This window comes from Prevotellamassilia timonensis (assembly GCF_900106785.1).
Lineage (GTDB): Bacteria > Bacteroidota > Bacteroidia > Bacteroidales > Bacteroidaceae > Alloprevotella > Alloprevotella timonensis.
On sequence record NZ_LT629841.1, the window covers coordinates 265535 to 279025 of the forward strand.

General features: G+C 54.4%; 6 protein-coding genes. All 6 read left to right on the top strand.

The window, feature by feature from the left end; genetic code table 11:
• Positions 1-16: 16 nt before the first annotated feature.
• The 6 genes from BQ5453_RS02835 (at position 17) to BQ5453_RS02860 (ending at position 13491) form a co-directional block, all read left to right on the top strand.
• Complete coding sequence (locus BQ5453_RS02835; protein ID WP_071122052.1) at positions 17-1447, top strand: DUF5723 family protein; 1431 nt, start codon at positions 17-19, stop codon at positions 1445-1447.
• 507 nt (positions 1448-1954) lie between these two features.
• On the top strand, positions 1955-2608 hold the full coding sequence (gene upp / locus BQ5453_RS02840; protein WP_022102882.1) for a uracil phosphoribosyltransferase: 654 nt from the start codon (positions 1955-1957) through the stop codon (positions 2606-2608).
• A 224-nt stretch (positions 2609-2832) separates the two neighbouring features.
• Positions 2833-5148: a beta-galactosidase gene (locus BQ5453_RS02845; RefSeq protein ID WP_071122053.1), complete on the top strand. Its 2316-nt coding sequence runs from the start codon at positions 2833-2835 to the stop codon at positions 5146-5148.
• A 231-nt stretch (positions 5149-5379) separates the two neighbouring features.
• Complete coding sequence (locus tag BQ5453_RS02850; RefSeq protein ID WP_083361102.1) at positions 5380-8868, top strand: discoidin domain-containing protein; 3489 nt, start codon at positions 5380-5382, stop codon at positions 8866-8868.
• 643 nt (positions 8869-9511) lie between these two features.
• Positions 9512-11620: an HD family phosphohydrolase gene (locus BQ5453_RS02855; RefSeq protein ID WP_071122055.1), complete on the top strand. Its 2109-nt coding sequence runs from the start codon at positions 9512-9514 to the stop codon at positions 11618-11620.
• Between the two features lie 548 nt (positions 11621-12168).
• On the top strand, positions 12169-13491 hold the full coding sequence (locus tag BQ5453_RS02860) for a sialidase family protein (RefSeq protein ID WP_071122056.1): 1323 nt from the start codon (positions 12169-12171) through the stop codon (positions 13489-13491).

Genomic DNA, 13491 nt, shown 5'->3' on the forward strand with positions numbered 1-13491 from the left:
CAATACTCTGACCAATATGAAACTACGTCATATACTCTCACTGGCCGCCATGCTGGCACTGCCTGCTGCGGCACAGACCGAAGTGAGCACAACTTACTTCATGAACTCTTCGACCTCACGCCACGACATCAACCCTGCCTTGCTCGACAAGCCGTATGTGTCGATGCCGTTATTGCCACTGGGCGACTTCAGCGTGGGGACAACGGGTAACATCGGACTGAAAAAGTTTGTTTATAAAATGGGGCCCGACTGGCAGGGCTACGGCGAGAACGGCAACACCCTTACCACCTTTATGCACCCCAATGTGGACGCTGGTGAGTTCCTTGGCGGACTGAAGGACAAGAACCGCCTTTCGGTTAACCTCAAATATCAGTTGTTCGGCTTTGGCTTCAAGGCTTTTGGCGGCATCAACTCGGTAGAGCTCAATGTGCGCTCCAACACCAATCTGTGTCTGCCCAAAACGCTGTTTGAGTTTATGAAGAACATCGGCAGCCAGGAGTACGACATTACCAACCTGGGTGTGCGCACCGAAAACTATGCCGAGTTGGGCTTGGGCCACTCGCACAAAATTGACGACAAATGGACTGTGGGCGGCAAGCTCAAGTTCCTCTTTGGTTTGGCTTATGCCGATGTGTCGGGCAAGGACGTGCGTTTCCAGCTGGCCGAAGACAAGTGGCAGGTGAGCGGCGACGTGCAGGCTGTGGCCTCGATCATGAAAACCGAGTTCAAGCAGTCGGACAAGACGGAGCCTGTTGAGAATGTGCAGCCCGGCGAACTGCCGCGCCACCGCATCAAGGAGCTTGGCGACTTTAAGGGCGGTTTGGCTGGCTTCGGTATGGCCGTTGACTTGGGTGCCACCTACAAGGTGATGGAAGACCTCACGGTGAGCGCAGCCCTTACCGACCTGGGCTTTATAAACTGGAGCAATGCACAGCACGCCTCATCGGCCGGCCATTGGGAATTTGAAGGCTTTGGCAATGGTAACTATGGCGAAGAAATACCCATCAACAAGGACGGCCGCGACCTTGGCGACCAGTTTAAGGACCTTGGCGACGACCTTGGCGATGCCTTTGCCGTGTACGACGATGGTGTGAAGTCGGCCACCCGTGCTTTGGCTGCTACCCTCAGCCTCGGTGCCGAGTATACGCTGCCGGCTTATCGCAACTTGCGTTTCGGTTTCCTCTATCAGAGCCGCATGGCGGGTCGCCACAGCTACCACCAGGGTCGTTTCTCGGCCAACGTGGCGCCTGTTAAGTGGTTCGATGCCTCGTTGAGCATGGGCTTTACCAGCACAGGTGTGCAGGGTGGTCTTGTGGCCAGTCTCCACGCCAAGCACTTCAACTTTACCATCGGTACCGACCGCTTCTTTGGCAAATTGAGCAAGCAGGGCATTCCCCTCAACCGTGCCAACAGCAACATCGCCATTGGCATGTCGTTCCCGTTGTAGGATAATGTGCTAATGAGTTAATATGGCAATGTGCCAATATGTTAATGAGCAGACGCCGTAGCGTTGCTTGTTGGCATATTGGCACATTGTTATATATTGCTGTAGGGTGAAACGTAACGGACTCAAGCGCCAAACGCTACCTCTAATGGGGGCGACGCGTCTCGCGTCGGGCATTTTCAATACTCGTCCCGCGCGTCGGGATTTAAGGCAAAGGTTCACAGACAGGTGCGTAATTCGTGCTGTTTGTGAGCCTTTATTCTGTGTGTGAGCATGGCATTTTTCCCGACGCGAGACGCGTCGCCCCCATTAGAGGTAGCGTTTGGCGCTTGAGTCCGTTCGCAAGTTTACGTTTCACCGGGCAGCGATAATTGCCATATCAGCCCATTGGTTCATAGCCATTTGCAAGCATATTAGTGGGGAAAGCAAGCGTAATTGCGCAGAAAGCAGTATATTTGCGGTTAATAACCACCTTTTATTTAATACCACAACTTATAATAGTAACAACAAATGAAAGTAATAAACCTGGGCGAACGGAGTTCGGTTATAAACTCATACATGGCGCAGCTGCGCGATGTGGAAGTGCAGAAGAACCGCACCCTCTTTCGCCGTAACATGCAGCGTATAGCCCGCGCCACAGCCTATGAGGTGAGCCGCACGCTGCAATACTCTGAAAAGGCCATCACCACACCGCTGGGCGTGAAACAAGTGCCTACCTACGACGACCGCATTGTGGTAGGTACGGTGCTGCGTGCCGGTGTGGCATTTCACGAGGGATTTCTCGACACGTTTGACCAAGCCGACTCGGCCTTTGTGGCCGCTCACCGTGACGAGGGCAAGCGCGAGGATATTAAAATACACGTTGACTACATAGCCGCTCCGCAGTTGGACGGCTGTACCTTTTTGATGGTGGACCCCATGCTTGCCACTGGTGGTTCGCTCGAACTCTCTTACAAGGCATTCCTTACACACGGCACACCGGCCAAACTGCACATTTGCTGTGCCATTGCCGCACAAGAGGGCATTGACCACTTGTGCCGCGTGTTCCCCGACGATGTCACACTCTGGGTGTCGGCCGTCGACCCTATCCTTAACGACCAGGCTTACATCGTGCCTGGACTTGGCGATGCCGGCGACTTGTCTTTCGGTCCGAAATTGGATTAGAGGGTTAGGGTAGGTTAGAGGGTTATGAGGTTATGAGGTTATGAGGTTATAAAGTAACCTTTGTGTGTTAGGTAGGTTATGGTAATCTTTTAACCCTCTAACCTCATAACCCCTTAACCTCCCTCTAAACCTCATAACCCCCTTACCTCATCTCCCTCCTCCTTGCTTGCCTAACACACAAAGGTTACTTTATAACCTCATAACCCCATAACCTCCTCCTATATATGAAGAAACTCTTATCCCTTTTGTTACTGCTTGCCCTTGGCTGCGGTACAGTCTCTGCCCACGATTTCAAGATAGAAAAGGGGCAATTTGTGCTCGATGGCAAACCCATCACTCTGGTGTGTGGTGAAATGCACTATCCGCGCATACCACAGGAGTACTGGCGCGACCGACTGTTGCGTGCCAAAGCCATGGGCCTTAACTGCATATCAACCTACGTGTTCTGGAACATTCATGAGCGCCAGCCGGGCAAGTTCGACTTTACCGGCGAAGCCGACCTGGCCAAGTTTATACGCACAGCGCAGGAACTGGGCCTCTATGTGGTGCTCCGTCCCGGCCCCTATGTATGTGCTGAATGGGACTTCGGCGGCTTCCCCTATTGGTTGCAGAACAACAAGCACATGAAGTGGCGCAGCGACGACCCCGACTTTCTGGCCGCTTGCCAGCGCTACATCACGCGACTGGGCAAGGAAGTGAGCAAGTACTGCGTGGGCAATGGCGGCAATGTGCTGCTTGTGCAGGTAGAAAACGAGTATGGCTCATACAGCAACGACCGCGTGTATATGGGCAAAATACGCGACATGTTGGAGAAGGCCGGCTTTAATGCCCCCTTCATCACCTGCGACGGCGCAGGCCAAATGCCCAACGGCTACATGAAGGGCGTGCTGCCCACAGTTAATGGTTCGGTGGGCGAGGAAGTAAAGCGCGCCATCGACCGCTTCTATCCTGGCGGCCCCTACTTTGTGGCAGAATTCTATCCCGCATGGTTCGACGTGTGGGGACAAGGACACTCACGCCGCGACTACCGCTCGCCGGCACAGCAAATTGACTGGATGCTCGGTCATGGCGTGTCGGTTAATATGTACATGTTCCACGGTGGTACGAACTTTGCCTATACCAATGGTGCCAACACCATAGGTAGTGGCTATGAGCCACAGCCCACCAGCTACGACTACGATGCACCGCTCAGCGAGTCGGGTGTGGCCACACCCAAGTATTATGCTTTCCGTGAGGTGATACAGAAACACTTGCCCGCCGGCGAAACGCTGCCCGATGTGCCTGCTGCCAATCCTGTGGCCACCTTTGCACAGGTGCAGCTGCTCGACAGTGTGCCCCTGCGTGCCGCCTTCGGACGCAGCATGCAGTCTGAACGTCCGCTCACAATGGAAGAGGCCGGACAGGACTTTGGCTACATTCACTATCAAACTACCGTTGAAAAGGGTGGCAAGGGCCGACTCGTTCTGCGCAAGTTGCGCGATTATGCCATCGTCTTTGTCAATGGCAAGCGTGTAGGGTCGCTCGACCGCCGTTTCAGCCAGACGGGCATGATGGTAGACATACCCGATGGTGCCAAACTCGAAATATTGGTGGAGAACGTGGGCCGCATAAACTATGGTCCCGACTTGCTCGACAACCATAAGGGCATCACCGAGAGCGTAAATTTCTGTGGCAAGGAACTGAAGGGCTGGACCACCACGCCGCTTCCACTCTATCAGCTCACCAAAATGCCGCGCTGCCAGGCTCCCGAAAAGGGTAACCACGACATGGAGGGCGTGGCTTTCCACCGCGGTACCTTCAAACTCGACAAGCGTGGCGACGTATTCCTCGACATGAGTGGTTGGGGCAAGGGCGCCGTGTGGGTTAATGGCCGCAGCATAGGCAAGTTCTGGCAAATTGGTCCGCAGCAAACGCTTTACGTGCCGGGTCCGTGGGTAAAGAAGGGCCGCAACGAGGTGATTGTGTTCGACATGGAGCCTACAGGCCACTATGGTGTGGCTGGTTTGGCCGACCCCGTGCTCGACAAGTTGGGCCACGACCACAATGCTCCCAAGGCTGGCGGTCGCGTTCAGCCCACAGGCAAACCTATCATTGAAGATGGCGACTGTGTGTTAAGCGCCACCATGCAGAAGGCTGATGGCGTGCAGCACTTCGACTTTAAGGCACCTGCCACCATGCGCCACCTCTGTGTTGAGGTGGAAAGCTCGTACGACGGCAAAAACTCTTGTCTGGCTGAGATCAACCTTATCGGCGAGGACGGCAAGCCGCTGCCTAAGGACGCTTGGTCTGTGGTGTATGTAAGCACAGAACAGGCTGACGAAGGACCGGCTGAATACCTCTTCGATGAAAACAAGCGTCAATATTGGCACTCAAAGTGGAAGGGCGTAGCCCCCGATGAGTTCCCTCACCGTGTCATTATCGACCTTGGCGAAATTCAAACTGTCAAAGGCATTGAGTTGCAACAGCGTAATCCCAATATGCCGGGGTGTGTTAAGGACTTCCGTGTCTACGGCCGTCCGCAGTTCTTCCTCTTCAAGTAGAGGTTATGAGGGGGTTATGAGGTTATAAGGTTATGAGGTTATAAAGTAACCTTTGTGTGTTAGGTCGGTTATGGTAATCTTTTAACCTCTTAACCTCTTAACCCTCTTACCCCCCCCTACCTCATCTCCCTCCTTGCTTGCCTAACACACAAAGGTTACTTTATAACCTTATAACCTCAAAACTCATAACCTTATCCCCCTCATACCCCCTTCTCCCTTCCCTATATTCTCATGAAACAAGCTGTCATATTATCTCTGTTATTAGCCTATGCCCCAAGTATGGCACAGGCACAAGTAAAGGTGAGTCAGACGGCCACACAAGTGACCATTGAGAACCAGTATTTGTCGCGCACCTTTAATATAGCCGGCAACCGCCTTACGCCAGGCGTGCTTGTAAACAAGCGTGCCGCAGGAGCCACCTTCACACCTGGCCAGGGCAGTGAGGAGTTTGCACTCAATCCGCAGGCCCGTCAACACACCCTCGTCAGTCGCAAGGGGTGGAAGGCCGAGGCCGACTCGTGGTGTAATGAGTCGGCAACAGTGGGCAACCCCAACCTGGCCATCGATGGCGACAACGGCACCATGTGGCACACCTGGTACGCCACCCCCACACCGGGCGGGCAAAAGGGCAACGACAAATTGCCGCACAGCCTCATCATATCGTTGGGCAAGCGCACCGCATTCCGCGCTTTTGGCTATCTGCCGCGCCAGGGAGCCTATGGCGCCATGTCGAACGGCAACATCAAGGGGTACGAATTCTACATATCGAACGACAAAAAGAAATGGACGCTCGTAAAGAAAGGCAAGTTCAACTATAACAGCGTGCAAACCATTTGGGTGGCCCTCGACAAGGAGTACAAAGCCAAGTATGTAAAGCTCACCGAAACCTCGTCAACCAACGGCGGCGCATTCGGTGCCTGTGCAGAGTTCTACCTCACCACCGATGTGGTAAAGTCTGCCGCAGCACCCGCCACAGGCTTGAAAGCCTCGGCCATGAAAGTAAAGGGTGTGCATGTGGCCAGCACGGGCAATGGCAAACGCGTCACCTTCGACCTGGCCCCAACGGCCTATACCAACCCCGTCGACGGCGTGACATCGACGTGGGACATCGACATGGTGGTGGAGATGAACGACAACGACCACTTTATGCGCAAATACTTGCTCGTAAAGGCTGCCGATGAGGCTACCCGCGCCTTGCCCATCGACTACATTGAAATGGAAAACCTTGGCACACAGCAGGTGCCAGCCAACAGCAAGTGGACCCGCCAGCAGGCTGCCGGCGGCGAGGGCGGCATGTCGGCCTACACCATTACGCTGGGGCAGCCCGTGTATGTGGACGGCATGTTCTTCGGTTCAGAGTTTCCGCAGGCCGAAAACGAGATTGACGACCAGGGTATGTACCACACCCGCTACTACAGCGGCAAGTCGCTCAAAACGCTCGACCTTAACGAGCACCGCGTCAATGCCAACGGCCAGTTCCGCACATGGCCTAATGTGACGGGCGCCACACGCTCGGCCACCGACCACAACGTCATACGCACCGACTTCTTCAAATACATCAACACCATAGCCCGCCCCATCAAGGCACGCATGCAGTACAACTCGTGGTACGACTGGATGATGGACATCACCGAGGACCGCATCAATGCCTCGTTCCGCGAGATGGAGCGTGGTTTCACGCAGTACGGGTTGCGCCCCATGGACTCGTATGTGGTGGACGACGGCTGGAACAACTACGACCAGGTGGGCACCGCCGAGTCGGGCACCACGCATAACACTACCGGATTTTGGGAGTTCAACTCAAAGTTCCCCAACGGCTTGAAGGGCGCCAGCGACATTGCCCACCGCTATGGTTCGGGCTTTGGTATATGGCTCGGTCCGCGCGGCGGCTACAACTTCAACCAGCAGTGGGGCAAATTCCTTGAGCAACACGGCAACGGCACCTACAGCACCACCACCTACGATGTGGTGACAGGCGACTCGGTGTATGTGGCCAAACTGCGCGACTTCTTTATCAAGCAGCAGCGCGACTACGGTGTGAACTATTGGAAACTCGACGGATTTGCCACCCAACAGCCGCAGGCATCTACCAACGGACGCTACATTACGGGCGGCAAAAACGGCAATTATTACTTTACCGAACACTGGGAACGCTGGTACCGCAACCTCGATGCCATGTATGCCGATGCCAAGAGTCGCAACCAGGACTTGTGGATTAACCTGACCTGCTATGTCAACCCCTCGCCCTGGATATTGCAGTGGAGCAATTCGGTGTGGATACAGAACTCACGCGACATGTGGCATGCCGTGGTGGACGGCCGCGAACGCGAAATGGACCAACAACTCTCCTACCGCGACGACCGCTATTGGGTGTTTATCAACAGTCAGCAACTGCAGTTTCCGCAGGCCCACATCTTCAACCACGACCCCGTGTATGGCAAAACCGGTGCCGTGGCCCCCAATGCCATGACCGATGCAGAGTTCCGCGCCTATCTGTATATGATGGCAACCCGCGGCACGGCCTTTTGGGAGATGCTTTACAGCTACAACCTCATGAACGAGGGCAACAAGTGGCTCATCAACGCCGAAGCCCTCAACTTTGTAGACAGTCATTACGAAACCTTGCGCAACGCCATATACTTTGGCCAGTCACCCCTCAAGGGCGGCATCTACGGCTACTCGTGCTGGCGTCAGGGCAACAATGGTGCGGCTGATGGCATCGTGTCGTTCCGCAACCCCTCAAACAGTGAGCAAACCTACACCTACACCCTCGACAAGAGTGTGGGAGTGCCCGAACAGGCTGCTGGCTTGTGTGCCTCGCTGGTGATGGAGTATACGGGCAATCCCGAGCAGCAGACGGCCGAGGCCGCGGGTTATGCCGCTGCAGCCAATGCCAATGGGCTGGCCTATGGCTCAACCCTCAGCATCAAGCTCAAGCCGGGTGAAATAAGGGTGCTGCGCTTTGCTGCCGACAGTGCGGTGGCTGCGCAACCCGTCATGGCACGGGCCAACAAGCAGCACGAAGTCACACTCGTAATGGACCAGCCCGTATGCACCGACGGGGCCACCTTCGAACTGCTTGCGGGCGGCAAGCGTACCGGAAAGCCTGCCACAGCTGTCACCACCGATGCCGACTACCGCACACTGCACCTCACCTTTGGCAGCACCTTGGGCGAGACCAAGCCATACAGCATACGTATCAAAGGACTGAAAAACTGGCAAGGTGCTGCCACTGCGGCCGAGTCGCCACAGTTCTACTTTGCTCCCGACAGTGTGCTCGAGCGCATCGAAAAGCCCGTCACGCTGAGCGAGGCCGTACGCCTTGGCTCGCACAAGGCAGTTGTGGGCAAGGGCGATTTCAGCATCGACTTTACGCTGACCACCACCGATGCCGATGTGCAGTTGGCCAGCCAGGGCGAAGCATGGAGCTTGGCGCTCAAGGGTGGCAAACTTTGTTTCAAAGCAGGCCATGTGGCCTACACAACCCCCGTCAGCGTGCACGATGGCAAAGCCCACCACATTGTGTGCTGCCGCGAGCGCAACGGCATGGTGAAGGTATATGTCGACGGCCAATTACAAGGCACAGCCTATGACAAGGCTTACGTAAATGAACCTTTGCAGGCGGCCCCCATCGTGCTGGGCCAGGCAGGGCGCACCTTTACTTTCGACACCTTCACCCTGCGCGATGGTGCCCTGCCGTTCGACGAAGTAGGGTTATAAGGGGATAAGGTTATGAGGGGGTTATAAGGTTATGAGTTTTGAGGTTATAAAGTAACCTTTGTGAGTTAGGCAAGCAAGGGTAATCTTTTAACCCTCTAACCTAATAACCCTCTAACCCCCTAACCTAATAACCCCCTAACTTCCAAACTCCTTGCCTAACAAACAAAGGTAACTTTATAACCTTACTCAAGTTTCGGATTTGGCCAAGGCGGGCTGAAAGCCCAATGGAGCACATAGCCCAGGGCAAGCGAAGCGGCACCCTGGGTATCACGCGTTGGAGCAGTCGCGCCCTGTAAGGGCAAAAGCTTTAAGCCATGCCGCAATTATTGCACAAAATATACATACACTTGATATTCCATATTAAGATCACGAATTCAGCTATCAGCTAAGGCTACAAAAGGCTTAAAGCTTTTGCCCTTACAGGGCGCGACTGCTCCATCACGCGATACCCAGGGTGGCGCTTCGCTTGCCCTGGGCTATGTGCTCCATTGGGCTTTCAGCCCGCCTTGGCCAAATCCGAAACTTCTATAACCTCATATTTCCATAACCTTATATTCCCCTCCCACATTGCTTGCCTAACACACAAAGGTTACTTTATAACCTTATAACCTCAAAACTTAAAACTCATAACCTCCCCAACCCCATGCCAAATAATAGCAACATAGCCAAGTCAAAGCTAAAAGGCGCATTCACGCTGATAGGCACCGTCATTGTGGTGGTGCTGTTGTTGGTATACTTCTTGCCGCGCGAAACCAAGTTCGGCTACGAGTATGAGCAAGGGCGCCCCTGGCGCTACAACTCACTGATAGCCACCTTCGACTTCCCCGTGTACAAAACCCCCGACGAGGTAAAAGCCGAACGCGACAGCGCGCTCTCACAGTTTCAGCCCTTTTACACCGAAGACGTACAGATAGCGCAACGCCAGATAGCCGCTTTCGAAACAGCATGGCGCGCAGGCCGTTTTGGCGATGTGCCAGTCCACTGCCTCAACCATGTCGACAAAATGCTGCGTGGTGTCTACGAGGCCGGCATGGTGCCATCGGCCGACCTGTCGCAAATGGCCAAGGAGCGCACCCCCGGTGTGCGGGTGGTTGAGGGAACCGAGGCCGTGACGCGCCCCATTACCGAACTCTACTCCACCCGTTCGGCCTACGAGTATATAGTGTATGCCGACACCATAAACTTTCCGCGCGAGCTATTAGCCCGTTGCAACATCAACGAATATCTGTCGCCCAACCTCAGCATCGACAGTGCCAAAACCTCTGCCGTGCGCGAAGACCTGCTTGCCGCCGTGTCGCCAGCATCGGGCATGGTACAGAGCGGACAGCGCATCATCGACCGTGGCGAGATAATATCGGCCGAGCAGTACAAGATACTGCAATCATTCGAACGCGAAACCGTGCGCCGCAACGACCCCTCAAAGGGCATGTGGCAGGTAGTGACAGGCCAAGTAATATTTGTGCTCTGCGTCATAGTAGCCTTCGTGTTCTACCTGCGCCTGTTCCGCCGCGAATATCTGCGTTCGCCGCACAGCATACTGCTGCTGTCGTCGCTCATTGCCATATTCCCCCTCATCACCTATGCCATGGTCGACCAAAAGTTCCTCAACGTCTACATGGTGCCGTATGCCATGGTGCCCATATTTGTGCGCATATTCATGGACTCGCGCACAGCCTTCATGACCATGGTGTGCTCCGTCATACTCTCATCGTTAGCCCTCCACTCCAACTACGAATTCGTAGTCGTGCAATTCATGTCGGGTATGACCGCCATCTACGCCCTGCGCGACCTTACCGAGCGCTCGCAACTGCTGCGTGTGGCCCTTGCCGTGTTTGTCACGAGCAGCGCCATCATGTTAGGCTACGACCTGTCGCAAGGCATCGAGTTCTCACACCTCGACCGCTCAATGTACGTGTACAATGCCGTTAACGGTGTGCTGCTGCTCTTTGCCTATCCGCTGCTTTACATGATTGAAAAGTTGTTCGGCTTCACCTCGAGCGTCACACTCGTCGAGCTGTCCAACACCAACAACAGCGTGTTGCGCCGTATGTCCAAAGTGGCACAAGGCACCTTTGTACACTCGTTGCAAGTGGCCAATCTGGCAGCCGAGGTAGCCGACAAAATAGGTGCCAAGCCCCAGCTCGTGCGTACCGGCGCCCTGTATCACGACATAGGCAAAATGCTCAACCCCGCCTTCTTTACCGAGAACCAGACAGGTGTCAACCCCCACGACGAGCTTACCGAGGAGCGTTCGGCACAAATCATCATCAGCCACGTGACCGAGGGCCTCAAACTGGCCGACAAGTACCACCTGCCCAAGGTCATACGCGACTTCATAAGCACCCACCACGGCCGTTCCCAAGTAAAGTACTTCTACATTCAGTGGAAGAACAAGCACCAGGGCGAGGAGCCCGACGCCAAGCTCTTTACCTATCCCGGCCCCAACCCCTTTACGCGTGAGCAAGCCATACTCATGATGTGCGATGCCGTAGAAGCCTCGTCGCGCTCGCTCAAAGAGTTTACTGAGGAAAGCATCAAGGAGTTGGTCAACCGCATCATCGACGGCCAGGTGCAGGCAGGCTATTTCCGCGAGTGCCCCATCACCTTCCGCGACATAGCCGATGCCAAGCGCGTGTTGGCCGAGAGCCTTAAAACCATCTACCACACCCGCATAGCCTACCCCGAGCTTAATGCCAAGCCCGCCGAGCCGGCACCACAGCCGCGCCGCGCCTATTTCTTCGGCCGCAGATAACATTCGGGGCTGCCGCATAACACACATTGTTGACAGGTTGACAAGCATACTTTGCTTGCCAGCCTGTCAACTTTTATATATAGCAGTCCGGTAAAACGCAATATGCGAACGTACTCAAGCACCCAACGCTACCACGCAACTCAACCTCTAATGGGGGCGACGCGTCTCGCGTCGGGGTAGAGAAAAGAGGAAAATATGAATTCTACTAAATAATAGCTGCATCTTTTTCCGACGCGAGACGCGTCGCCCCCATTAGTGCTTGCGTTAGTGCTTGAGTTGTGTGCTTGCGTTTAGTGCTTGCGTTGGGAGGTAGCGTTAGTGCTTGAGTTGTGTGCTTGCGTTTAGTGCTTGCGTTGGGAGGTAGCGTTTAGCGCTTGCGTCCGTTCGCATATTTGCGTTTAACCAGACAACATTACCATAGTGCGCAAGCAGCTTGCTATGTGTAACTGTGTGTTATACAACATAATCACAAATGTGTTATAAAAAGAGCAAGTTGCGTAACTTTGCAACCGAAAAACATATAATCACTTAACAAACACTGCAACTACATGAAAAGAAATCTACTAATCACAGCACTACTATGCAGCTCCGGCCTTTATGCTTCAGCCCATAGCAGTGCCCCGATCCCTGCTCCCGCAGGCCAGACCGAGGCAGTTGCTGCCGACTACGAGTATACTGGCGAGATGAGCATCAACATGTCCACAGGACATTTTACGGCATTCAGTGGCAATGGCGCTTACGCCTCAACCTGGCAAAACTACAAAGGTTGGTCAAACGTGCCAGTTGTCCGCCTCATCTGTTCCAGCAACCAAAAGGCTCAAAACAACATGGATGTGGCTGGCAGCAATGCAACAACCATTGTGGCCCATCGTGGTAGTGTTGACAGCGAGTATGCCCTGGTTGTAGAGAAAGGCTACGTCATAACAGGCGTCAGTTTCGACTTTGCCATAGCCTCAGGCAGCAGTGCCGTTACGGTGACACCCATTGGCGGCACCGCCGTAAAAAGTACAGCCGAAGGGCAACACGTCGAGGTAAAAGGACTGAGTGCCGACACCGTAGTAGCTTTCAAACTTAGTGGCGGAAAAAATGCCATAGCTCTGACCAACCTCAAGGTAACTTATGGCAAGGTAAAGCCAGCCTTTGCCTCGGGCAAACTGGCCATCAACACCTCAACAGGTACATTAAATGGTAAGAGTGGTTACTGCTCAGCCTGGACAAGTACACAGAAATCGCCGCAAATCAAGCTCGATTGCGGGGTAAACAACATCAGCGTGGCTGACTGCACCGACAGCATCATGCAGTGCTGGCGTGGCAACCAAGCAGACAGCAAATACACCCTCACCGCCCAAAGTGGCTGGGTAATAACCGGCTACAGTTTCGACTTCACCGCAGCAGATCCTGCCAAAACCTGTGGCGTGACGGGCCCCGACGGCAAAAAACTCACCAGCAGCAGTGCGGTGCAACACATCAAGGCCACGGGCCTTTATGACAAATCGGTGGTAGCCTTTGCCATGAACGATGCCAATCATGCCATCAATGTGTCAAACTTCGTAGTAACGTGGGAAACCGACACGACTGCCAACACCGAACTGCCAGGTTACACCGTGTTCGACAACAGTGGTGCGGTGCCTTACCGCATTCCCGCCATCGGCACCGCCGCCAATGGCGACCTCGTGGCAGTGGCCGACTACCGTTACAGCAAGGCCGACATAGGCAGCGGACGAGTAGACTTGCACCTGCGCATATCAAAGAACAACGGCCAGAGCTGGGGCGAGATAATGATGCCTGAGAATTTTAAGGGCGATGGCCAAATGACCACATGGCGACATGACAACATGACAAGGCCGCTTATGGCGACCCATGTATTGTAG

Excerpts from the sequence above, each read along its gene's own strand:
- BQ5453_RS02845 (WP_071122053.1), top strand. The coding sequence starts at position 2,833 with ATGAAGAAACTCTTATCCCTTTTGTTACTGCTTGCCCTTGGCTGCGGT.
- BQ5453_RS02855 (WP_071122055.1), top strand. The coding sequence starts at position 9,512 with ATGCCAAATAATAGCAACATAGCCAAGTCAAAGCTAAAAGGCGCATTC.
- upp (WP_022102882.1), top strand. The coding sequence starts at position 1,955 with ATGAAAGTAATAAACCTGGGCGAACGGAGTTCGGTTATAAACTCATAC.
- BQ5453_RS02835 (WP_071122052.1), top strand. The coding sequence starts at position 17 with ATGAAACTACGTCATATACTCTCACTGGCCGCCATGCTGGCACTGCCT.
- BQ5453_RS02860 (WP_071122056.1), top strand. The coding sequence starts at position 12,169 with ATGAAAAGAAATCTACTAATCACAGCACTACTATGCAGCTCCGGCCTT.
- BQ5453_RS02850 (WP_083361102.1), top strand. The coding sequence starts at position 5,380 with ATGAAACAAGCTGTCATATTATCTCTGTTATTAGCCTATGCCCCAAGT.